A 20810-nucleotide genomic window follows, 5' to 3' on the forward strand; every position below is an offset into this window, starting at 1 on the left:
GTTCAGCCGCGAGGGGGCAGGGGGACGCGGCGGCCCTCCAGGTCGCTCTGGATGGCCGCCTGGATGACCCGCACCGTCTCGCTCGCGCTCAGCGCCGTCACGGGAACGGGCGCGCCGTGGAGGATGGCCGCGCCGAGTTGCCGGTAGAACTGGCCGTAGTCACCGGGCACGGTGGAGACGGTCTCCCCCGAGGCCAGCAGCCGGCCGTGACGCTCCGAGGGCTCGCGGCCAAAGTCCGGATGGCCGGGGCGCAGGCCCGCTTCAAGCTGTCCCTCCTGCGGATCCAGCGAGTGCTTCAGGTACGCATCCCGGTCGCCCTGCAACACGAAGCGGGGCCAGGGCGCGTGCACCACGGATCCGGAGTGCAGCACCACGCGCAGCGAGCCGTAGCGCAGCACCAGGTGGAACCAGTCCACGCCTTGAGCGCCCGGACGTTGCCGGCCCAGGTCCGCGGCCACGGACTCCGGACGGCCGAAGAGCTGCACGGCTTGATCCACGAGGTGCGAGCCCAGGTCCCACAGCGTCCCGCCGCCGGCCCCATCCTGTTCCTTCCAGCGATCCTTCACCTGGGGACGCAAGCGGTCGAAGTGGCTCTCGAAGCTGTAGAGCGTCCCCAGCCGCCCCTGTTCCAGCAGCTGGCGCACGGTGAGGAAGTCACCGTCCCAGCGCCGGTTGTGGAACACGGTGAGGCACAGGCCGCGCTCCTTCGCGAGCGCATCCAGCCTCAGCGCTTCGTCCGCGTCGAGCGCGAAGGGCTTCTCCACCACCACATGTTTGCCCGCGCGCAGCGCCTGAGCAGCAAGCGACGCATGCGAATCATTGGGCGTACACACGACGAGCACATCCAGGTCCGGATCCGCCAGCAGTGACTCCACGGTGCCGGTGCGGACGCCAGGCCAGTCACGGGCCACGGCATCCACGCGGCTGGAAGCCACGGCGGTCAGGGCGAACGCAGGCTCCGCGGCGATGAGGGGCCCATGGAAACGAGCGCCGGACAGGCCATAGCCGAGGAGGCCCACCCGCAGAGGGGAGCCAGGGACGCGAGCGGAGGTCATGGGCCAGAAGGGTAGCGGGAAGCGGCCCCAATGCGGACAGACATGAACGCGAGTCCGCAGGGAGGGATGACTCAAGGTGCGCGGAGATTGGCCGCGACGTCGCACGGTCACGGACGGCCAATCGGGGCCACGGGATGGCCGCCCCCCGGGCGCGGTTGCCGAAAAAACCTGTCCGACAGTCGGACAGGTTTTTTTCGTCCGGCTCCGGAGGGGAGCCTCGCGCGTCCATGTCAGACCCCTGTGGTTGGATGGCGATGCTGGGACGAGGAGGGGGAATGGGGATGGGGCACGGCGGGCTCGTGGCGTACGTGGAAGCACAGATTGAGCGCGACATCGCGCTGGGGCGGATTCACCCGAGCGGGCAGTTCGGCTCGGAAGCGAAGCTGGCGCGGCACTATGACGTCTGCCGGGGCACCATCCGTGAGGCGCTGCGGCGGCTGGCGGCGCGGGGCGTGGTGGTGCAGCGCCCTGGACGCAAGACGCGCGCGGTGCCGCTGGATGAGTCGCTGACGCTGGAGAACCTGGGCCTGGCGCTGCGTGACATGTGCTCGCCGGACGCCCGGTGGCTCCTGGAGGGCTACTTCAGCCTCCGGCGGCAGGTGCTGGTGGAGCTCTTGTCCGACTGCTGCGCACGGGCCTCCGAGCGGGACCTGGACCGATTGGGGAGCATCTGCTTCGGACTCTGGGATGCGGCGCGCTGGGAGTCGGGGGCTTCCTGCGCCCAGGTGGAGTTCGAGTTGCTGCGGCTGGCGGCCCGGGTGGCGGACCGGCCCGGGCACGTGCTCCTCGTGCAGTCCCTGCAGCGGGCCTTCATGGTCGGCGCGGCCGAGTTGCTGCCTCTTCTGGGAGGTGAGCCGCTGCGCCAGTGGGTAAACTGCGCGAAGGATGCCCTGCATGATCGCGATACGCGGGCCATCCAGCACGCCCTGCCGGCGCTGATGAAGGCACACGATGACCTTGTGCTGGACGCTTTCGCTCCTGTCGCCCAGAGGCATGCAGTCCCCGAAGTCGATCGCGCCCAGCAAGGCCAGCCTGTCGCCACCGCTTCGGTAGTGGAGGAGCAGGTCTCTGGTTGCCTTGAGCCAGCCGCAGAGGACTCCGTCTGCTCGCATGACGAGACTTCCACCACGGAGCCCGCAGGCGGGATTCCGCTGGCACCGACCGCACCCAGGTCGGACGGGGACGAGCCAAGGACAGTTGCAGGGGGACTGTCCGACAGTCCTTCAGGTGCGGTGCTGACGCCGAGCAGCCAGCGCGGTCGCACCCTGGACCGACTGAGGTGGTGGGCCTCGCGCCTCTGGCGCTTCATTGCCAGCTCGCTGGGCGCACGTGATTCGTGAAACGAAGTCCTGGCGACCTGCCTAGAGTTCGCGTCATGGACACCGTGCCCCTCATCGACGTCCGCGCCCTGGTCGATTCCACGTCGAGCCTCCCGGCCCGAAGGACGGTCGCCGCTCGCATGGGTGCGGCCTGCCGGAACACCGGCTTCTTCTACGTCGTGGGGCACGGTGTGGACGTGGGGCTCCAGTCCCGGTTGGAGGCGCTGGCCCGGGACTTCTTCGCTCGGCCGGAGGAGGAGAAGCAGCGGGTGCGCATGGCGCTCGGGGGACGGGCGTGGCGGGGCTTCTTCCCCGTGGGCGGGGAGCTCACGTCGGGCCGGCCGGACCGCAAGGAGGGGCTGTACTTCGGTTCGGAGCTGCCGCCGGACGACCCTCGCGTGCGCGCCGGCACGCCGCTGCATGGACCGAACCTGTTCCCCCGGGAGCCGGCGGAGCTGGGCGGCGCGGTGCTGGAGTACATGGCGGCGCTGACGTCGCTGGGACACGCGTTGATGTCCGGCATCGCGCTCAGCCTGGACCTGGAGGCGGACTTCTTCGCCCGGAGGTACATGGCGGATCCGACGGTCCTGTTCCGCATCTTCAACTACCCGCCGGGCCCGGAGGCGGACGCGCAAGGGCTGCCCGTGTGGGGCGTGGGCGAGCACACTGATTACGGCGTGCTCACCATCCTCAAGCAGGACGACGCGGGCGGGCTCCAGGTGAAGACGCGCCAGGATGGCCACACGCGCTGGGTGGACGCGCCTCCCATGGAGGATTCGTTCGTGTGCAACATCGGCGACATGCTCGACCGGATGACTCGCGGCGTGTACCGGTCCACGCCGCACCGGGTGCTCAACCGCGCGGGCCGCGACCGGCTGTCGCTGCCGTTCTTCTTCGATCCGGACTGGACGGCGGAGGTGCGCGCCATCGACTCGCCCGCGCTGACGGACGCGGGCGCGGATGACCACACGGAGCGGTGGGACCGCCAGAGCGTGCACGCCTTCCAGGGCACGTATGGGGACTACCTGCTCGGCAAGGTGGGGAAGGTGTTCCCCGACCTGCGCTCGGAAGTGCTGTAGCGCCTCAGGCCCAGAGCGACTGCTCCAGCGAGTCGAGCAGCGCCGCCGCGACCTCCGGCGAAGGCAGCCCGGCGTCCGTGATGAGCTCGGGGGCGAGCGGCACGGCGACCTCCTCGCGCAGGATCTTGATGGCCTGCCGCCTGGCGGCGTGGAGGGCGGCCCGTGCCTCCGTGGACAGGCCGGGCAGGGCCCATGCGTCGATGTCCCAGGACAGGGCCGCGTGCCGGGTCTCGTCGTCGGCGATGCGTGCCATGGCCTCTCGGATCTCCGGATCTCTCGCGTGCACGGCCTGGTGGTGCGCCACCAGCGCGCCATAGGTCTCCCTCACGCAGCCCTCCACGGTGTTGTCGAGCAGCACCTCGCCCCATGGGCGCAGCGGCAGGTCCGTGACGGCGGGCCGCACCGGCGTCGCGCCGAAGCGCCAGGCCAGCCGCAGGGTGACTTCCGTGTGCCGCACCTCGTCCGCCGCGCTGGTGAGCGCCGCGTCCTGCAACGCGGAGCCCGCGCCATGCAGGGCCAACTCGTCGCGCAAGCGCAGGAAGGCGTGGATGGCGGCGGCCTCCAGGCGGGCTGCCTTCGCGAAGTAGCTACCCCTCGCGTCTTCGCAATCACCGCCCCCGGAGACCTGGAGCCCCACGGGCCTGCGGCCGGCGACACAGTCGGGCGTACCCGCCTTGAGGGGGAACTTGCCCACCTCCGTGACCACCCCGTCCGGCGTCACTTCCAGGTCGTGCCGGGTCTCGTACACGTTCGTCTCGCAGTCGTAGTCCTGGATGCTGACGACGCTGAACGTCCCGTCCGGAAGCGCCCGCACCTTGCCGCGCTCGTAGGCGGGGTAGCTGCACAGGGCGTAGCCCGAGGCATAGGCCAGGAGCGCGGCCTCCTCCGGCGTGTCGATGCTGCCGAGCAGGGCCCGGACGGCGTCCGCGGTCGTGTACGTCGTCACCTCATCGCCGCGGGTCGTGACGAGGAATCCCTCGGCGCACTCGGAGCTGTAGCCACAAAGCCTCGGGAAGCCGCGTGTGACGTCCAGCGCTTCGAGCTGGTCCAGGCACGCCTGGGGATTGGAGGCGGTCGCGCAGGGCTCACCCTCGGACGTCTTGAGCACAATGGGAGGGAGCGTGGGCGGGCCCCAGCGTCTGACGGTGCGCAGCTGGAGCACGTCCGGAGCCGGGGCCACGGTCAGGCCCGTGATGGCGGGGTAGCCGTTCACGCAGGCGACGTCCGAGTGCTGGCTCAGGTCGACAGGCCCGGGTTCAGGCGATGGCTCCACGACAGGTTCTCCCTGACATCCTGTGAGCAGCAGGGGCGTGGCCAGGGAGACCCGCAGGGCGTGGGAGAAGAGCGTCCGCAGCCGATTCACGTTCATTGAGTCCCTCGAAGGAAGTGTGGGCCTCCTTTGGACACGCGACTCCGGCCGCGTGGGACATGGGCTTTCTCAGGCCCAGAGCTCCGGTTCCAGCGAGTCCAGGTATTTCTGGGTTGGGAGAAGGGCAAAAACGACCCTGTGCTGATTTGTCATCCGAGGTTGCGTATGCTGCACGACGACATTCTCGGTAATCGCTATGCCGAAGACCTACGCATGCGTTTGAACGGAGGCAGGTGGAGGCGGATAGCCAAGGCTATCGCCCCCCCATCTACGAATGAACAAGAACTCAGGTTTGAAGCTTTTCCTCGGTGCGGCATGCCTGCTCATGACGATACGCGTCGAAGCGGCGCCAGCCCCGTACTGGCGTGTGGTTATCGAGGATCCGGACGGTTTAGCGAAGGAGCAGGTCTTCGAGGTGAGCGCATCGAAGAAGGTCGTCGGCGTTCTTCCAGCCCTGTTCGAGGCTCCCACCGACGAGCGACCCTCCTTGTCGATAAATTCAATCGCTGGATTCAGCATTTTCACTACGCTTACCCGCCAAGGTGATGGCTTCAAGGTTGGAAAAGCCACTGCGTTTGGCTGCTGGAGTAGTGCTGGAGCGGGCCCCAAGGCAATCAGCGTCGAGTTGAGCACAAGGCGGGAAGACAGCAATGCCAGCATCGAGGTTGTGACTTTTACCCTGCGTAAGTCAGAAAAGCAGTGCAGTGAAGCAGGGGGCATGGGTGTGCCTGAGAAGAAGGCGATGTTCAACTTCACATCTGAACCCCAGGAGTCCGAATTGGTCATCGCCAATCCTGGCTCGGGGAAGACCCTTCGAGGAAAGGTTCCTTTCCCGGCGACTCTGCACTTCGAGTGTGACGGACAGCGCACTGCTGTCTTCAAGAAGGATGGATACCTGGATTGTGTGCTTCAGATCGATTTCAAGTGTGCCTCGGGAAAAGTTGAGCGCCACGTGCTTGTCAATGGCGTTCGCGGTGTGTTGGCGCTTGCAGGTGAGCCCACTGACCCACCCGAACTGAAGTGCGTCATGGTGAAGCTGCCCGCATCTTGGACGGGTCAATGAAAAAAGCTCCTCTGCGCACGTGGCTGTTGATCTGTACGCCGCTGCTCCTGGCTGGTTTGTTCGTTTGGATGGAACTCTCCGTCTTGGACGACACCACCGAGGGGAGGCGTCTTGGAGGACAGCTCAATGAGGTCATCAAACAGGCGATCGCAATCGAGCTGGAGGTCTCCAAGCTGTTCACTGCTTCTGCCTTGGCTGTTATCGGCGTTGTGGCCTATTACCTGAAGGAACGCCGCACGGAATGGACAGATGCAGAGTTCATCTGTGCGGCCGCTGTATTGGTCTCCGCTGTCTTCTCTATATTCTTCGGCCATCTATGGATGGTTGCGGTCCGCAATCAGCTTGCGGCGGATATTCATAACCCCTATTCGCCGAGCCGGGTTTGGTCGGAGCGTCTCCAGTATTTGACGCTTCTTTTAAGCCTCAGTTGGTTCAGTTTGCTCGTCTTCAGACGCGAGTTCGTTGCGCCGCGCAGCGCTTCTGGTGCTCCGGTTCCATCGGCAGGAGCGTCGGTCTAGGTTCCGCAATGCGCCACGAAATGCAGGAAGGGCACATGGGCAGGAGTTACGTATCCAGGTGGGGTGCGTTGGTCGTCCTGGTACTCGCAGGTCGCCCCAGTTCAGCAGACAAGATGGCGCCCAGCCCGCCACCCGCGAAAAGTGCCTCCTGCGAGGGCGTGGGGCTCAATAACAAGGATGATTTCTGCTTTAAAGGCGATCCATCTGGCCGGCTTGAAATTGCGTCGCCGTTCGGATTGGTGTTTCAGGTTGAAGACAATCTTGTGCTCTGTAAAGACATCTTCAAAACTCCTCTATTCCATGGTGCGGTGGAGAGAGCAGGCATCTGGGGAACGAAGCTTACGCTTGAAGATGTGCGACGGAAGCCGGCCCGCCCACAGTTCTACGACGACAGCAAGAAGCCCTGGGAGGCCTTCCTTGAGGAGGGAGAGTTGAGGGGTTCTCTCTGGAAGGTCTTCAATGCTGTCCGCACCTGGGAATATATCGACGTCGAGCGATATGTCGGGGCGTTTCAAGTCAATGCCGTCGTCCGCCCCTTGGGGGGGGGATGATGGACAGGCGGAGATCATCTTCTTCAGAGGCACATGTGCGCCTCGGAAGGTGTATCAATTTGCGCTTCCGGAGATGGATGCATTCACTCGCTATATGTTCGTCGCCGCGCATGAGCTGGGTCATGTGCTGGATTCGTACTCTGGTGGGGTGCCCCTTGGCAGCCAAACACCACGTGGAGAGCAGAATGCTACCATTTACGGATCATTCTGGGTCGAATGCTGGTTGCGACTGTTTCAAAGCCAGCTCTCCGTCAACCCGCAGATGTTTCCCTTCTCGGAACAGGAACGGGAATGTGTCCTTGCCAACTGGCGCAACGCAGAGCAAGGCATGGCTGCGCTTCGTTCCTCGTGGAGTCTTCAAAAGGTCACGCTTCCGGAGCAGGCGGAGTTGCCCGACGCGCTTCGGGGCGCGTCTGGTTGCTTGAGTCCGAGAGAGGAACGGTAGGTGCTGCATGAAAATCACTGGTTCAATGGCAGCGGTCAAATCGTAGGAAGCGGGAACGGGCGATGCACGCTGGAAAGCGCGCATCGCCCGTGGGGACTTCACGGCAACGGACGCGGTCCTACGCGCCCGCGTACTTGCGGCGGAACTCGTGGATCTCCGCCAGCCGGAACGTGCCGGGCTCCGGAGCAATCGCCTCCGGCGCGTCGTAGGGCAGGTTCATCAGCCGCTCGTACTCCTCCACCGACACGCGCTCGCGCTTCGCCAGCACCGTGTCCAGGTCCGCGCGGGCCATGCGCTCCGCGGCCTTCTCACCCACCACGCCGGAGTAGAACTCCGCGCAGGAACCGCTGCCGTAGGACAAGAGGCCAATCCGCTGACCCGCCAGCGCCGCAGCCTCCGCGTGCAGTTGCCCCGCGAGCGCCAGGTACAGCGACGCCGTGTAGACGTTGCCCACCCGCGCGTTCAGCCCCAGCGACTTCGCCACCTGCGCGTCGTAGCTGGCCTGCGACTTCGCCGCCTCGTCGCGCGCCTCCGGCGTGGCCGGCCCGCTGCCCGAGTCCTCCAGGTCGCACAGCCGCACCTGCGCGTGCGCCTTGCGCGCCATCTTGCAGAAGGGCACGTGGTACAGGATGCGCGCGAGCTGCTCGCTGGGCAGCTTCGAATCCCACCGCACCAGCCCCTGCTCCATGGCGCGCTCACGCCAGCCCCGGTACGCGCCCGCCATGGCGTCCAGGTAGCAGGTGATGGAGTAGTGCCCGTCCACCAGCGCCTCGCGCCGGCCCACCGGCCTCCAGAAGTCGTACACGTCCGCGGTGCTCACGCCGTTGAGCCCCACGTCCATCGCCAGCAGGTCCGGCGTCTCCGACACCAGGAGGGCCACCGCGCCGCCGCCCTGCGTGGGCTCGCCCGCCGTCTTCAGGCCGTAGCGCGCGATGTCCGTGCACACCACCAGCGCGGACCGGCCCGCCCCAGCGCCGGAGGCAATCCACTCCACCGCCGCCATCAGGCCCGCCGTGCCGCCGTAGCACGCGTGCTGCGAGTCGAACGTGCGCATGGAGCGCGGCAGCTTCAGAAGTCCATGCACGTGCGACGCGATGGGCTTGGAGTGGTCCACGCCCGTCTCCGTTCCCACCACCAGCATGCCCAGCTTGGACGTGTCCACGCCCTGCTGTTGGATCAGCCGCGCGGCCGCCGTGGCCGCCAGCGACACCGAGTCCTCGCCCGGGTCGTTGACCGCCATCTCCTTCGCGCCCAGGCCCGCGGTGAACTTCGCCGGGTCCACGCCGCGCGCCCGCGCCAGGTCCTCGATGTCCACGTACCGCCGGGGGACCGCCACCGCCAGCGCTTCGATTCCAACCCGCTTCTTCATGGGGAACTCCTCAAGTCAAAAGGTCGCGAATGCAGTGGGCCTCAAGCCGCCGGCGGCACCAGCACCAGCCGGCCCGCCACTTCCCGGTTCTCCAGGCGGAAGTGCGCGCGGCTCGCGTCCGAAAGCGCCACCTCCTCCGACACGAACGGGCGGATGAGGCCCTTGGCCGTCAGCCGCAGCGACTCGTCCAGCTCCTCGCGCGTCGTCGCGTACGCGCCCAGGATCTCCAGCTCCTTCACGATGACCAGGCCCGGGTTGAGGTTCACCACGCCGGACTCCAGGTTGCCCACCACCACCACGCGCCCGCCGGGCGCCATGGCCTTGAGCGTCTGGTCGAAGGTGGCGCTGCCGACGATCTCCACCGCCACGTCCACGCCCTGGCCCTGCGTGCGCTTGCGCGCCTCCGAACCGAAGTCCAGGCCGCGCGAGACGATCACCTCGTCCGCGCCGGCCTCCTTGAGGGCCGCCACCTTCGCCTCGCCGGAGGTGATGGCGATGACGCGCGCGCCGTCCACCTTGGCCAGCTGCACGGCCGCCAGGCCCACGCCACCGCTGGCGCCCGTGATCAACACCGTCTCACCGGCCTTCACCTTCGCCCGCGTGCGCAGCGTGTGCACGGCGGTGCCCAGCGTGCAGCACACCGTCGCGGCCACCGCCCAGGGCAGGTCGGACGGCACGCGGCCCAGGCCTCGCACCGGGGCCACCATGAACTGCGCGTAGCCGCCCTGCAGCTCCTCGCCGAAGAAGCGGTTGTCCGTCTTGCACAGGCTGTTGCGGCCGGAGAGGCACAGCGCGCACTCGCCGCAGGACATGCGCTGCAGCGTCGCGGCGCGGTCGCCCACGTTCCAGCCCACCGTGTCCGGCCCCACCTCCACCACCTCGCCGGCGGCCTCGTGCCCCAGGATGGCGGGCACGTGCGTGCGGGGCAGGTTGCCGCGGCGGTTGATGACGTCGTGGTAGCACACGCCGCACGCGTGGACCTTCAGCAGCACCTCGCCCTTGCCCGGCCGGGGCACCGGCACGGTCTCCAGACGCAGGTTCTCTGCACTCCCGAACTGGCGAAGAACGACGGCTTCCATGCGGTGCCTCTTTTCCGTGCTGCTTGAAGGATGGGGAAGAAGTGCTTCAGCCGCCGACGAGCGCGTCGCGCAGGTTGCGGGGGTCCAGCGCGCGGATGGCCGACACCGTGCGCGCGTCCGGAAGGGAGGTGACGGGCAGGGCGTCCGGCACCGCGAACTCGAAGCCGGTCCGCTCGGAGATGCCGTCCACCGAGGCCCAGGGGTGACGCGCCAACAGCCGCGCCCCTCGGGGCCCGCCCAGCTCATACGTACCCAGGTCGGAGATGAGCCGCACCGGACGGCTGGGGTCGCGCGTCGTGGCCACCTGCACCTGCGGCACGAGGTTGCGGCGCGACTGCCGGGGCACCAGCAGCACGGGGTTCTTCACCCACTGGCGCAACGTGGCCGCGCCCGCCACGCCGGGGAACTTGGTGCGAGGCTTGTCCAGGCTGCCCGACGCCGTCATGTTGGTGCGGCCCGCCGGATCCACCTCCGCTGCGCCGAAGAAGACCGTGTCCACCCGGCCGCGCCGGGCATGGTCGAACAGGTCCGCGATGCTCACCTCCGCGGACCGGCCGTCCAGGTAGCGCAGGTCCTCGGACGACGGGTACAGCTCCGGCAGCTCCGGATCCAACGAACCGACACACGCCAGATACGTCAGCCCCGGCGCATGCGTGGCCCGGGCCACCGCGATGGCCAGGATGACCAGCGGCGACGCCACGCCCGTGGCCACCACCGAGCCGTCTTCAATCTCCCGCGCCAGCAGCGACACCACCGTCTCCGCGGGCGTCGCGTCCACCGTCGTCGCCGTCATGCCGCGCTCCGCGTCGCGCGCAGCGACATGAGGAAGCCCTTCGCGTCACCCGCGTCCGCCGCGGCCAGGTAGGCCGCGAGCATCGCGTCGTCATGCGGGTACTGGCCCAGGCACCCGGTGGGCAGCGCGCCGCCGGGAGCCAGCACCACGCGCTCCACCTGGAAGGCGGGGATGGTGACGCGCGCAAGCTTCGGCACGCGCTCCTCCACCGTGGCGATGATCCGCTTCGCCGCGCCCGCGACGAGCAGGTCCGTGGTGGGGTCTTCAATCAGCAGGTTGCCCTTGTCGTCCGCCGCCCGGGCGTGGATGAGCGCGACGTCCGGGTAGTACGCGGGCTCCACCGGCACGCGGCGGCCCGTGAAGGGATCCTCCACCGTGCGCGGCGCGTCCACCTCCGCCAGCTCCGACACGTCCGCGTCCGGCGCGGGGATGAACGGCAGCCCCATGGACGCCGCGCGCAGCCGCTGCACCACGCGGTAGCCGTCGTGCTCGCGCCACTCAAGCTCGCCCTGCTCGATGGCCCGCTTGAGGCAGGGCAGGGGACGCACGCGGTTCTCCAGCACCAGCGCGCCGAAGGGCAGCTCCACGCGCTTGAGGCACCCGCCCGCGACCAGGAACTCCGCTGGCAGCGGGTTGGGCAGGGAGATGAGCTGCAGGCCGCGCTTCTCCTGCGCCACCAGCTCCAGCACCAGCGCCATGGGTGCACGGCCCAGCATGAACCCGCCAGCCGCCAGCGACGCGCCGTCCGGGATGGAGGCCACCGCCTCCGACAGGGAACTCCAACGGGCGCGGTTCACTTGGATTCCTCCCCGGAACCGGAGGCGGCGCGCGGCACCATGCGCAGCGCGGGCGCGTCTTCAGTTGAAGGGGCCGGGGCGCTCGCGGCCGCCGCGTTGGACGGAAAGAGCAGCTCCACCATGCCGTCGGCGATCTGCTCCTCGGTGAGGCGCCCGTCCGGCTTGAACCACTTGTAGACCCAGAGGATCATCCCCAGGAACGAGAAGGCCGCGACGGTGGGGTCCACCACGCCGCGCAGGCGGCCCAGGCGGTTGGCCTCCGCGAACGCATCCTCCAGGAAGCGCACGTAGCGCTTCTTGCGCCGGTCGATGTACTCGCGCGCTTCACCGGTGAGCGTGGCGTGCTCGTGGAGGATGATGATGACCTCCTTGCTGCGCCCGCTCGTCACCAGGTGGATGTTCTGGCGCATGCACTGGCGCAGCCGCTCCACCGGATCCGCCACGTCCTGCACGGGCGCGAGGACCTGCTCCTCGAACACGTCCATGCCGTAGTTCATGATGGCGAAGAGCAGCTGCTCCTTGTTCTGGATGTGGTGGTAGAGCCCCGCCTTCGTCATCCGGCACGCGGCGGCGATCTCCTGCATCGACGTGCCCTCGTAGCCGCGCTCGCAGATGAGCCGCGCCGCCGTCTCCAGGATGGCCCTGTACCGCTCGCCCTCGTCCGGTTTGCGCCCCGTGGGTGTCATGCGTGCCTTCCCTCGCCGGCCTGCCTGCTTCCGCCGGGCCAGAAACCACCTACCGACCGGTAGGTCAATTCGCCTACCGACCGGTAGGTAGCATTGGCCGACGCAGGCCGTCAACGGGCAAGTACCTGGGGGTAGGTGGGACAAAAGCTATTGGAAACAAGGACTTGGGACCACCCAGCGGGTTAGGGTGCGGGTCTCCATGCGGTCCACGCTCCTGCCCATCCTGCTCCTGTGCGCCGCGCTGGCGAGCGTGGGGGTGGGGGTCTGGACGCTCGTGAAGCGCAGCCGGACCGCACTGGTGGAGCAGTTCGCCGGGGACCGGCAGAAGCAGCTGGACGAGGCCGTGGGCGGCGTCACCGACTCGCTGGAGGAGGTGGGCCGCAACCTGCGCTTCGCCGGGGAGCTGATGTCCCAGCCGGGGAGCCTGGCGGAGCACCGGCGCGAGCTGCGCGCGCTGCTGGAGGCGGTGGGCCAGTACAAGGCCATCGCGGCGTACGACGGCGAGGGCGCGGAGCGGCTGCTGCTGTTGGACCGGAAGCCGGACGCGCAGGTGACCCGCGAGGGGCTGGTGGCGGAGATGGCGGGGACGGCGCGCCGGGCGTTGCAGCGTCCGCCGGGGGACCTCACCACGTCCCCCATCCTGGACGCGGCGAACGGCGGCTGGCTGCGCATCCTGGCCACGGCGCTGCCCGCGACGGACGGCAAGCCCGAGGGCGCGGTGGCGGTGCTGGTGGACACGGAGTCCTTCTTCGCGCCGCTGCGCATCGTCACGTCGGACCTGGAGGCGCGGCTGCTGCTCGTGGGCACGCACGGCCAGCCCACGCCCGCGAGCGACCCGGGGCTGGCGGAGTGGTTCCGGCGCGCGGGACAGAAGGACTCGGGCGTGCCGGGCTTCGCGTTCCTCGTGACGCGGCTGAAGGCGGGCGCGCGCGGCATGCTGCCCCTGTCCGAGCAGGAGGCGGAGCGGCTGGGGCTGGGGCGCGCGGAGGTGGTGGCCGTCTACACGCCCATCCGCATGCGCGGCGGCAGCCACTGGGCGGTGGCGACGCTGGTGTCCACCGCGGCGCTGCGCTCGCATGAGCAGGCGCTGGTGGTGCGGCTGCTGGGCGCGGGCGCGCTGGTGGCGTTCTTCCTGGTGGCCTTCGCGGTGTACGTGGTGATTGCGCGGCGGCGCGCGGTGGCGCTGACGGAGAGCCGCCGGCACGCGGCCCAGCTCGCCGCGCTCCATGACCGGACTCGGAAGATCCTGGACCACCTGCCCACGGGCGTCCTCGCGCTCACCGAGGACGGGCGGATCAGCGCCGTCAACCAGGCCCTGCGCTCGCGCGTGCCCGGCAACGTGACGGGCGCGCCGCTGGCCTCCGCGTTCCCCGGTGCTCCTGCGCCGGTGGTGGAGCGGCTGTCCGCGCTGGTCGCGTCCGCGCGCCAGGAGGACCGGCCGCTGAGCCTCCTGGGTGAACCGCTGGCCCTCTTTGGCGAGGAGGGCACGTACAACCTGCACGCGGTGCCGCTGACCGCTGAGGACCCGAAGGAAGAGACGCGCGCGCTGCTGGTGGTGGAGGACCTGAGCGACGTGCGCGCGCTGGAGACGCAGCTGTTGCGCGCGGAGAAGCTGGCCACGGTGGGCGTGCTGGCGGCGGGCATCGCGCATGAAATCGGCACGCCGCTGGGCGTGGTGCGCGGCCGGGCGGAGTACGTCCAGAGCAAGCTGGGCGCCTCGCACCCGCAGGGCCCGGGATTGGGCGTCATCGTCGAGCAGATTGATCGGGTGAGCCGCACGCTGCGCCAGCTGTTGGATTTCTCGCGCCTGCAGCCGGCGATGGTGCGGCCGGTGGCGCTGGGGCCGCTCGTGCGCAGCGTGCATGAGCTCTTGCAGGTGGAGGCGGAGCGGCGGCGGGTGGGCTTGAGCGTGGACGTGCCGGAGTCGGTGCCCGCGCTGGCGGCGGACGCGGATCAGCTCCAGCAGGTGCTCATCAACCTGGCGCTCAACGCGTGCGATGCGTGCAGCGAGGGCGGGAAGGTGGAGGTCTCCGCCTCCGCGCTGGCGGGGCCGGAGGAGGGGACGTGGGGCCTGGTCGCGCTCACGGTGCGCGACGACGGGTGCGGGATTCCGAAGGAGCGCCTCAATCAAGTCTTCGACCCGTTCTTCACGACGAAGAAGCGCGGGCAGGGCACGGGCCTGGGGCTGACGATGGTGGCCCACGTCGTGCGCAACCATGGCGGACGGGTGGAGCTGGAGAGCACGCCGGGGCAGGGCACCCGCGTCACCGTGCTGTGGCCGGTGGCCCGCGCCGTCCCAGAGGAACGAAATGCCGAGCGACTTGCCGTCTGACGCGCGCATCCTCGTGGTGGACGACCACGTGGAGATGGGTCGCATGCTCCAGGAGCCGCTGGCCGACGCGGGCTGGACGGTGGACCTGGCCACGGGCGGGCAGGAGGCGCTGACGCTCATCCGCTCGCGCGTGTACGACGCGGTGCTGACCGACCTGCGCATGGAGAAGGTGGACGGGCTGGACGTGCTGGCCGCCGCCCACGCGGTGGACGCGGAGCTGCCCGTGCTGCTGATGACGGCCTTTGGCGGCGTGGAGAGCGCCGTGGAGGCGATGCGCCGGGGCGCGTACCACTACTTCACCAAGCCCTTCCGCCTGGACGAGGTGCGGCTGTACCTGGGCCGCGCGCTGGAGGACCGCCGGCTGCGAGCGGAGCACCGGGCGCTGAAGTCGCAGGAGCGAAGCGGCCTGGGCGCGCTGGTGGGCAAGAGCGCGCCCATGCGCGGGCTGTATGAGCTGATTGATCGGGTGGCGCACGCGGCGGCCCCGGTGCTGCTGCGAGGCGAGAGCGGCAGCGGCAAGGAGCTGGTGGCCCGTGCGCTGCACTTCGAGGGGCCTCGAGCGGCCGGTCCCTTCGTGGCCGTCAACTGCACCGCGCTGCCGGGGCCGCTGCTGGAGAGCGAGCTGTTCGGCCACGTGAAGGGCGCGTTCACCGGCGCCACGTCCGTGCGGCGAGGCCTCTTCGTGGAGGCGCACGGCGGCACGCTGTTCCTGGACGAGATTGGCGACATGCCCACGGAGCTCCAGGCGCGGCTCTTGCGCGTGCTGGAGGACGGCGAGGTGCGCGCGGTGGGCTCGGATGCGAGCCGCACGGTGGACGTGCGCGTGGTGGCTGCGACGCACCAGGACCTGGAGGCGCGCGTGCGGGAGGGGCGGTTCCGCGCGGACCTCTTCTACCGGCTCAACGTCGTCACGCTGCGGGTGCCGTCGCTGAAGGAGCGCCGGGAGGACATCCCCCAGTTGGTGGAGCACTTCACCGCCCGCTCCCGGGCGCGCAATCCGCGCTCGCGCGTGACGTCGCTGTCACCGGAGGTGGTGGCCGCGCTGGGCGCCATGCCCTGGCCGGGCAACGTGCGCGAGCTGGAGAACCTGGTGGAGCGGCTGGTGGTGCTGGTTCCCCGGGAGACGGTGACGCTGGAGGACCTGAGTCCCCACGCTCCGGTGCCGGAGCCGGTGAGCCCACTCGCCCAGGCACAGGAGGGCGTGTGGACCCTGCGCAAGCTGGAGGGGGAGTACATCCACTGGATGGTCCAGCACTGCGGAGGGAACAAGACCCGCGCCGCGGAGCTGCTGGGCATCGATGTGTCCACCATCCATCGCCGCGAGCGGGAGCGGTAGAGGGCCGGCGTGGCAATGCGCCACGGGGGGCTGGCGGATTGCCACGGTCCAGGGGTGATCGCTCGGGGGCCCGGGGGACGGTGGTTCCGGCATGTAGCTTGCTGTGACGTGGGGCCGTGGCGTCCCTGCGCACAGTCCGGGCCTTGCTGCTCGGAGCGGATGAGTCCCTGGCGTCGCTGCTGGCGGACGTGCTGGGCGATCTGGGTATCGCCCTGTTCCTGGACGCCTCGGACGCCGCGCGGCCGGACCTGGTGCTGGCGCACGTGGAGCGCGGGGAGGCCATCCTCCCGGTGCTGACGCGTGCGCGCGCCTGCGCCGCCGCCGCGCCCGTCGTCGTCCTGCTGCCCTTCGCGGACGAGCGCCTGGTGTCCCGCGCCCTGTGTCAGGGGGCCCGGGCATGTTTCGCGCTGGGCCGTCCGCTCGACGAGCTTCGCGCCCTGCTGCGCTCGCACTTTCCTCTGTTGGAGACCCCCCATGGGTGAACCGATGGCCGTCGTCACCGTGCTGCGCCCCGTTGTCCCCCTGCGTGTGGTGGCCGTGCCCGAGCCGGTGCCGGATGCGGGGGAGCCCTCCCTCTTCCAGGCCGGCCAGGTGCGCGTCACCGCCGAGCGGCTCGTCGTGGGCGGCCAGAGCTGGGCGCTGCGCGACGTGAGCCAGGTGGAGACCGCGCGGCGCACCCCGAAGGTGTGGCCCTACCTGCTCGCGGTGGGTGTGGCCGCGGCGCTGGGGCTGCCGCTGTTGTCCTGGCTGTCCGTCTCCGTCACCGCGCTGAAGGGCGCGTACGAGGCGGGCCTGGGGCTCACCGCGCTGGGCCTGTTCGCGTCCATGGGCGCGCTGCTCGTGGTGGAGGACACCCACTACCTGGTGCTGGGGCTGCCGGGCGGCTCGCGCCGCGTCTTCGGCAGCCACGACGCCCAGCTCATCGCGCGGCTTGCGGGGACGGTGCGGGCCGCGTGCCAGCGGCCGTGAGCTGTTCGCGCACCTGGGAGACGATTTCGAAGGAGCGCAGCCGCGCCGCGTGGTCGTAGATCTGCGCGGTCACCATCAGCTCGTCGGCCCCGGTCTGCTCGATGAGGGACTGGAGCCCCTCGCGCACGCTGTCCGGCGAGCCCACCACGGTGCACGCCAGCATGTGCTCGATCTCCGCCAGCTCCATCTCGTTGAGCTGGCCATCCAGGCTGTCCACCGGCGGCAACAGCGGGCCCGGCCGGCCCCGGCGCAGGTTGAGGAAGGCCTGGAGCAGCGACGTGAAGAGGCGCTGGCCTTCCTGGTCCGTGTCCGCGGCGAAGACGTTGACGCCAATCATCGCGTACGGCTTCCGCAGCACGTCCGACGGGCGGAACTGCGTGCGGTACAGGTGCAGCGCGCTCATCATCTGCGCGGGCGCGAAGTGTGACGCGAACGCGAAGGGCAGGCCCAGCGCCGCGGCCAGCTGCGCGCTGAAGGTGCTGGAGCCCAGGAGCCAGATGGGCACGTGCAGGCCCGCGCCCGGCACCGCGCGCACGGCCTGGGTCGGCGTGGCGTCCTTGAAGTAGTTCTGCAGCTCCACCACGTCCTGCGGGAAGCTGTCCGCGCCACCCAGTCCCCGGCGCAGCGCGGCGGAGGTGCGCTGATCCGTCCCCGGCGCGCGGCCCAGGCCCAGGTCGATGCGGCCCGGGTAGAGCGTCTCCAGCGTGCCGAACTGCTCCGCGATGACCAGCGGGGCATGGTTCGGCAGCATCACGCCGCCCGCGCCCACGCGGATCGTCTTCGTGCCCCCCGCCACGTACCCGATGACCACCGACGTGGCCGCGCTGGCGATGCCCGTCATGTTGTGGTGCTCGGCCAGCCAGAAGCGCAGGTAGCCCCACTTCTCCGCGTGGCGGGCCAGGTCCAGGCTGTTGTGGAGGGCCTGTCCGGCGTCACCCCCGGAGATGACGGGGGACAGGTCGAGGACGGAGAAGGGGATCATCGGGGGGACCCTCGCGCCCATGGGGGCGGAAAAGCCCTTCGATAGCCAGCGGACCCTGGGTTTTCACGCCATTGACGCACCGCTCGGGCGCTCGGGCCCTCCAGCCTGGCAGGCGGGGGCCATCCCACCCATCAGCCTGGCTTCACTCGCGTGGGGAGGCGGCTACCGCTCCGGCCTCGCGCGGGCCAGCGCGGCGTGCGCGCGGGCCAGGGTGCCGTGCGGATCCTCCTCGCCCTGCACCGTCACGGCGATGGCCACGCACGCGGGCTGGCCGGGCGCGTCGAGCAGCTGCTGGCGCACGGCCTCCGCGCCCACGGCGTCCGCCCCGGGCAGGGCGAGCAGGAAGCGGTCCCCCGTCCAGCGCACCGCGAAGCCCGGCGGGGGACAGAGTCCTTCCGAGCGCCGGGCCAGCTCGCGCAGCGCCGCGTCGCCCGCGTCGAAGCCGCGCGTGCGGTTGACGGCGCCCAGCTCCACCAGGTCCACGAGCAGCAGGCTCATGGGCAGGCCCTCGCGGCGGCAGCGGCCAATCTCCCTGGCCAGCCGCTCCTCGCCCACGCGCCGGGTGTCCAGCCCCGTGAGCGCGTCCTGGCGCAGCAGCTGCTCGCGCTTGCCCTTCAGGTCCGCGCCGATGCCCAGGTCCACCAGCGACAACAGCTGCGCGATGCCTCCAGGAGCTGCGACACGTGCTCCGCCAGGTCCGGCAGCGGCTGGGGCTTGCTCAGCACCAGGTCCACGCCCAGTGCCTGTGCACGCGTCCCCAGGTCCGGCGTGGCGAACGCGGTGAGCAGCACCATGCGCGTCGCCGGGGAGGCGTCGCGAAGCCGCTCCGCGATGATCAGCCCTTCCTCGGACTGCGTTCCGCTCAGGCGCAGATCGCTGATGACCACGTCGTAGCGGCCATGCTTCACCCGCTCCAGGGCCTCATCGAGGTCCGTGGCCGAGTCGACCTGGTACCCGGCGCTGGAGAAGAACCGGCCCAGGACCCAGCACAGGACCGTCTCGTCGTCGATGATCAGCAGGTTCCGGGGCACGCAGGGCGGCATGAGCAAGGAAGGGGCCAGGGACCTGGGAATAAAACGGCCAAAGTCGTTACAGCCACTTGGCCCGGCGGCACCCCATCCGCCGCGCGCGTTTGTCCAGGTTGCGGATCCGTTTTCCGGAATCCGGACGTCTTTCCGGGAATGACGGCAGCCCGGACTTCTAGCGCATGAGGAGGGGCTGGGACGGGTCCTCGTTGGCCGCGGCGGGGATGAGCGCGGACAGGTGGAGGATGAGCACCGGCATCAGCTGCGGCTTGGGCAAGAGCTTGGTGATGCCGCTGGCCCACGCCGAGTGCCGGACCTCGTCCAGCGGCAGCGCCGTCATCAGCAGGATGGGAAGGTGCGAGTCCTGCAGCCTCAGGTCGCGCGCGAAGCGCAGACCTTCGTCCATGCCGGGCCGCCCGAAGGGGTGGTCGATGAGGACCGCGTCGAACAGGTTCGTGTCCAGCAGGCTGCGCGCCTGCGAATCCGTGCGCGCGGTGAGGACGGTGAAGCCCGCGGCCGTCAGGTGACGCGCCGTTGCCCCGCGAACCGGGGGCTTCGAATCGAGGAGGAGGATTTTACCGTGCATGCACAACGACAGTGCAGCTGTTGTGCCACGCGGAGCGTCAGCCCCCAATCCCAATCATTGCAAGGGATTGGGTGAAGGGGAGGGCGGACGCCAGAGGCCGTTTTCCACATCCTGGACCGGGCTCCGGATTCTGGAATGGGCCCGCCCGCCGGAGCCCGGGCTCCGTGGGGCTGGCCACCGGATATATCAGCCTGATATATCCGGATGGAGGAGGCAGTCAGTCATGGCGAGGGAGAGCACCTGTCGGTTCGCCATCCTGGGGATGCTGTGCCGGGAGCCGATGAGCGGGTACGACCTGCGAAGCGCCATCGAGCGGTCGGTGGGGCACTTCTGGCAGGAGAGCTACGGGAACCTGTACCCGACGTTGGAGCGGATGGCGGAGGAGCGGCTGGTGGAGCTCGAGCCAGAGGAGCGCTCACCGGGCGGACGGGTCCGGAAGGTGTACCGGGTGACGGCGGCGGGGCGGACGGCGCTCGCGGAATGGCTGAGGCGGCCGGTGCTCCCGCACGTCGAGCGCAACGAGCTGCTGCTCAAGCTCTTCTTCGGGGCCCGGGTGGGGCCCGCGGACTCCCTGGCGCAGGTGGAGCGCAGCCGCGCCGAGGCAGAAGCGCTGCTGGCGGCGCTGCGCCTCATTGACGAGGACGTCCGCCACTCCCGGAAGGACGACCCGGAGTTTGCCTATTGGTATCTGTCGATTCGCGCGGGGCTGCTCGGGCTGGAGGCGCACCTGCGCTGGTGTGACGAGGCGCGCGAGGCGCTCGAGCGGCTGAAGCCGGCGACGGGGTCGACGAAGAAGAGGGGCGCGCGATGAGCGGTCCTCCGGACGAAGGCGCGCGGCGTCTGTCCGTCTTCATGCCGTGGCTCGCCCTGGGCGTGGGGGCCGGGCTGGTGGTGTTGCTGAACACGGAATGGGCGGTGCTGCCCGGCTGGCTGATGGGCGCCCTGTTCCTCTTCTTCTCCCGGCGGCAGCGTCCCGCGGTGGGCTTCGTGGGGCTCCTGGTGGCGAACACCGTCGCCGCTGGCGTGGCGAACCTGGGGGTGTTCCCGGGTTCCGCCGCGAGCGCCTTCGGCATGGCCCTGGGCGGCGCGGGGGTCGTCGCGGGGCTGTACCTGGCGGACCGTCTCATCGTGGGGCCGCGCGGCTCCTTCGCGGGGACGCTCTTCCTGCCGGCCGCGACGACGGGGATGGAGCTCTTCAGCAGCCTGGGCAACCCGTTCGGCACCTGGGGCGTGCTGGCCTACACCCAGGCCCGGGTGCCGGTGCTGGTGCAACTGGTCTCGGTGACGGGGTTGTGGGGCCTGACGTTCGTCCTGGTGTGGTTCGCCACCGTGGCCAACTGGGCGTTCGAGCACCGGAAGGCGGGGCGCCGTATCCTGCCCGGGCTGGCGGTGTACGCGGCGGTGTGGGTGGCCATCCTCGGCTTCGGCGCGCTGCGGCTCGCGGGGGCGGGGAGGGT

At 69.7% G+C, this 20810-nt stretch carries 22 protein-coding genes and 1 pseudogene; 12 read left to right on the forward strand and 11 right to left on the reverse strand.

Features of this window, described 5'->3' with window-relative positions; all coding sequences use genetic code 11:
• Positions 1-2: 2 nt before the first annotated feature.
• The gene (locus D7X96_RS16230) at positions 3-1019 is read right to left on the reverse strand and encodes an oxidoreductase (RefSeq protein ID WP_244219606.1); all 1017 of its coding nucleotides are present in this window, start codon (positions 1017-1019) and stop codon (positions 3-5) included.
• A 311-nt stretch (positions 1020-1330) separates the two neighbouring features.
• Between D7X96_RS16230 and D7X96_RS16235 the strand changes: the two genes are divergently transcribed.
• Together D7X96_RS16235 and D7X96_RS16240 are read left to right on the forward strand one after the other, a co-directional pair.
• Entirely contained in the window at positions 1331-2395 is a 1065-nt protein-coding gene (locus D7X96_RS16235) for a FadR/GntR family transcriptional regulator (protein WP_120548592.1), read from the forward strand.
• A 35-nt stretch (positions 2396-2430) separates the two neighbouring features.
• Complete coding sequence (locus tag D7X96_RS16240; RefSeq protein ID WP_121770135.1) at positions 2431-3453, forward strand: isopenicillin N synthase family dioxygenase; 1023 nt, start codon at positions 2431-2433, stop codon at positions 3451-3453.
• A 4-nt stretch (positions 3454-3457) separates the two neighbouring features.
• Here D7X96_RS16240 and D7X96_RS16245 read toward each other — a convergent pair whose 3' ends face one another.
• Positions 3458-4822 (reverse strand): ferritin-like domain-containing protein, encoded by a 1365-nt coding sequence (locus D7X96_RS16245; protein ID WP_121770136.1) that lies wholly within the window; start codon positions 4820-4822, stop codon positions 3458-3460.
• A 292-nt stretch (positions 4823-5114) separates the two neighbouring features.
• On the opposite strand from D7X96_RS16245, the gene D7X96_RS39570 reads away from it, so the two are divergent.
• The 4 genes from D7X96_RS39570 (at position 5115) to D7X96_RS39580 (ending at position 7399) form a co-directional block, all read left to right on the forward strand.
• The gene (locus tag D7X96_RS39570; RefSeq protein WP_147468319.1) at positions 5115-5885 is read left to right on the forward strand and encodes a hypothetical protein; all 771 of its coding nucleotides are present in this window, start codon (positions 5115-5117) and stop codon (positions 5883-5885) included.
• Positions 5882-6403 (forward strand): hypothetical protein, encoded by a 522-nt coding sequence (locus D7X96_RS16250; protein ID WP_147468320.1) that lies wholly within the window; start codon positions 5882-5884, stop codon positions 6401-6403. Before D7X96_RS39570 ends, D7X96_RS16250 begins: the two co-directional genes overlap by 4 nt.
• Before the next feature lie 35 nt (positions 6404-6438).
• Positions 6439-6954, forward strand: coding sequence for a hypothetical protein (locus D7X96_RS39575; protein ID WP_147468321.1), 516 nt, complete (start codon positions 6439-6441; stop codon positions 6952-6954).
• Between the two features lie 94 nt (positions 6955-7048).
• A complete protein-coding gene (locus tag D7X96_RS39580) occupies positions 7049-7399 on the forward strand; it encodes a hypothetical protein (protein WP_147468322.1) in 351 nt (116 codons plus the stop codon).
• A 118-nt stretch (positions 7400-7517) separates the two neighbouring features.
• Here D7X96_RS39580 and D7X96_RS16260 read toward each other — a convergent pair whose 3' ends face one another.
• From D7X96_RS16260 to D7X96_RS16280, 5 genes are read right to left on the reverse strand one after another with little or no spacing between them, the layout of a single operon-like run.
• On the reverse strand, positions 7518-8768 hold the full coding sequence (locus D7X96_RS16260) for a hydroxymethylglutaryl-CoA synthase family protein (protein WP_121770139.1): 1251 nt from the start codon (positions 8766-8768) through the stop codon (positions 7518-7520).
• 41 nt (positions 8769-8809) lie between these two features.
• Complete coding sequence (locus D7X96_RS16265) at positions 8810-9847, reverse strand: zinc-binding dehydrogenase (RefSeq protein ID WP_120548587.1); 1038 nt, start codon at positions 9845-9847, stop codon at positions 8810-8812.
• Positions 9848-9893: 46 nt separating this feature from the next.
• Positions 9894-10640 carry a CoA-transferase subunit beta gene (locus D7X96_RS16270; RefSeq protein ID WP_121724653.1) on the reverse strand — a complete coding sequence of 249 codons (747 nt, stop codon included), beginning with the start codon at positions 10638-10640 and terminating at the stop codon, positions 9894-9896.
• Positions 10637-11437 carry a CoA transferase subunit A gene (locus D7X96_RS16275; RefSeq protein WP_120548585.1) on the reverse strand — a complete coding sequence of 267 codons (801 nt, stop codon included), beginning with the start codon at positions 11435-11437 and terminating at the stop codon, positions 10637-10639. The genes D7X96_RS16270 and D7X96_RS16275 overlap by 4 nt, the downstream gene beginning before the upstream one ends.
• Positions 11434-12123: a TetR/AcrR family transcriptional regulator gene (locus D7X96_RS16280; RefSeq protein ID WP_121770140.1), complete on the reverse strand. Its 690-nt coding sequence runs from the start codon at positions 12121-12123 to the stop codon at positions 11434-11436. Before D7X96_RS16280 ends, D7X96_RS16275 begins: the two co-directional genes overlap by 4 nt.
• Before the next feature lie 199 nt (positions 12124-12322).
• Between D7X96_RS16280 and D7X96_RS16285 the strand changes: the two genes are divergently transcribed.
• The 4 genes from D7X96_RS16285 (at position 12323) to D7X96_RS16300 (ending at position 16760) form a co-directional block, all read left to right on the forward strand.
• Positions 12323-14455, forward strand: a complete 2133-nt coding sequence (locus D7X96_RS16285; RefSeq protein ID WP_121770143.1) for an ATP-binding protein — start codon at positions 12323-12325, stop codon at positions 14453-14455.
• Entirely contained in the window at positions 14433-15791 is a 1359-nt protein-coding gene (locus D7X96_RS16290) for a sigma-54-dependent transcriptional regulator (RefSeq protein ID WP_370450126.1), read from the forward strand. Before D7X96_RS16285 ends, D7X96_RS16290 begins: the two co-directional genes overlap by 23 nt.
• A gap of 116 nt (positions 15792-15907) precedes the next feature.
• Positions 15908-16273, forward strand: coding sequence for a DNA-binding response regulator (locus tag D7X96_RS16295; protein ID WP_120548582.1), 366 nt, complete (start codon positions 15908-15910; stop codon positions 16271-16273).
• The gene (locus tag D7X96_RS16300; protein ID WP_147442743.1) at positions 16266-16760 is read left to right on the forward strand and encodes a DUF6232 family protein; all 495 of its coding nucleotides are present in this window, start codon (positions 16266-16268) and stop codon (positions 16758-16760) included. Before D7X96_RS16295 ends, D7X96_RS16300 begins: the two co-directional genes overlap by 8 nt.
• Here the strand turns inward: D7X96_RS16300 and D7X96_RS16305 are convergent.
• The 4 genes from D7X96_RS16305 to D7X96_RS16320 form a co-directional block, all read right to left on the reverse strand.
• Complete coding sequence (locus tag D7X96_RS16305) at positions 16711-17742, reverse strand: LLM class flavin-dependent oxidoreductase (protein ID WP_120548580.1); 1032 nt, start codon at positions 17740-17742, stop codon at positions 16711-16713. The two genes, D7X96_RS16300 and D7X96_RS16305, sit on opposite strands and share 50 nt — an antisense overlap.
• A gap of 162 nt (positions 17743-17904) precedes the next feature.
• Complete coding sequence (locus D7X96_RS16310) at positions 17905-18384, reverse strand: GGDEF domain-containing protein (RefSeq protein WP_233610085.1); 480 nt, start codon at positions 18382-18384, stop codon at positions 17905-17907.
• A complete protein-coding gene (locus tag D7X96_RS16315; protein WP_233610084.1) occupies positions 18357-18773 on the reverse strand; it encodes a response regulator in 417 nt (138 codons plus the stop codon). The genes D7X96_RS16310 and D7X96_RS16315 overlap by 28 nt, the downstream gene beginning before the upstream one ends.
• Before the next feature lie 169 nt (positions 18774-18942).
• Positions 18943-19353 (reverse strand): response regulator transcription factor, encoded by a 411-nt coding sequence (locus D7X96_RS16320; RefSeq protein WP_147468323.1) that lies wholly within the window; start codon positions 19351-19353, stop codon positions 18943-18945.
• A 223-nt stretch (positions 19354-19576) separates the two neighbouring features.
• Between D7X96_RS16320 and D7X96_RS16325 the strand changes: the two genes are divergently transcribed.
• Together D7X96_RS16325 and D7X96_RS16330 are read left to right on the forward strand one after the other, a co-directional pair.
• Positions 19577-20164 carry a PadR family transcriptional regulator gene (locus D7X96_RS16325; RefSeq protein WP_120548577.1) on the forward strand — a complete coding sequence of 196 codons (588 nt, stop codon included), beginning with the start codon at positions 19577-19579 and terminating at the stop codon, positions 20162-20164.
• Positions 20161-20810 (forward strand): annotated as a pseudogene (locus tag D7X96_RS16330) (apolipoprotein acyltransferase); the annotation flags it as partial. The gene D7X96_RS16325 and the pseudogene D7X96_RS16330, both read left to right, overlap by 4 nt.

Source organism: Corallococcus interemptor (assembly GCF_003668875.1).
GTDB lineage: Bacteria > Myxococcota > Myxococcia > Myxococcales > Myxococcaceae > Corallococcus > Corallococcus interemptor.

Excerpts from the sequence above, each read along its gene's own strand:
- D7X96_RS16250 (WP_147468320.1), top strand. The coding sequence starts at position 5,882 with ATGAAAAAAGCTCCTCTGCGCACGTGGCTGTTGATCTGTACGCCGCTG.
- D7X96_RS16260 (WP_121770139.1), bottom strand. The coding sequence starts at position 8,768 with ATGAAGAAGCGGGTTGGAATCGAAGCGCTGGCGGTGGCGGTCCCCCGG.
- D7X96_RS16280 (WP_121770140.1), bottom strand. The coding sequence starts at position 12,123 with ATGACACCCACGGGGCGCAAACCGGACGAGGGCGAGCGGTACAGGGCC.
- D7X96_RS39575 (WP_147468321.1), top strand. The coding sequence starts at position 6,439 with ATGGGCAGGAGTTACGTATCCAGGTGGGGTGCGTTGGTCGTCCTGGTA.
- D7X96_RS16245 (WP_121770136.1), bottom strand. The coding sequence starts at position 4,822 with ATGAACGTGAATCGGCTGCGGACGCTCTTCTCCCACGCCCTGCGGGTC.
- D7X96_RS16240 (WP_121770135.1), top strand. The coding sequence starts at position 2,431 with ATGGACACCGTGCCCCTCATCGACGTCCGCGCCCTGGTCGATTCCACG.
- D7X96_RS16300 (WP_147442743.1), top strand. The coding sequence starts at position 16,266 with ATGGGTGAACCGATGGCCGTCGTCACCGTGCTGCGCCCCGTTGTCCCC.
- D7X96_RS16320 (WP_147468323.1), bottom strand. The coding sequence starts at position 19,353 with ATGCACGGTAAAATCCTCCTCCTCGATTCGAAGCCCCCGGTTCGCGGG.
- D7X96_RS16270 (WP_121724653.1), bottom strand. The coding sequence starts at position 10,640 with ATGACGGCGACGACGGTGGACGCGACGCCCGCGGAGACGGTGGTGTCG.
- D7X96_RS16235 (WP_120548592.1), top strand. The coding sequence starts at position 1,331 with ATGGGGATGGGGCACGGCGGGCTCGTGGCGTACGTGGAAGCACAGATT.
- D7X96_RS16285 (WP_121770143.1), top strand. The coding sequence starts at position 12,323 with ATGCGGTCCACGCTCCTGCCCATCCTGCTCCTGTGCGCCGCGCTGGCG.
- D7X96_RS16305 (WP_120548580.1), bottom strand. The coding sequence starts at position 17,742 with ATGATCCCCTTCTCCGTCCTCGACCTGTCCCCCGTCATCTCCGGGGGT.
- D7X96_RS16325 (WP_120548577.1), top strand. The coding sequence starts at position 19,577 with ATGGCGAGGGAGAGCACCTGTCGGTTCGCCATCCTGGGGATGCTGTGC.
- D7X96_RS16290 (WP_370450126.1), top strand. The coding sequence starts at position 14,433 with ATGCCGAGCGACTTGCCGTCTGACGCGCGCATCCTCGTGGTGGACGAC.
- D7X96_RS16265 (WP_120548587.1), bottom strand. The coding sequence starts at position 9,847 with ATGGAAGCCGTCGTTCTTCGCCAGTTCGGGAGTGCAGAGAACCTGCGT.
- D7X96_RS39580 (WP_147468322.1), top strand. The coding sequence starts at position 7,049 with ATGTTCGTCGCCGCGCATGAGCTGGGTCATGTGCTGGATTCGTACTCT.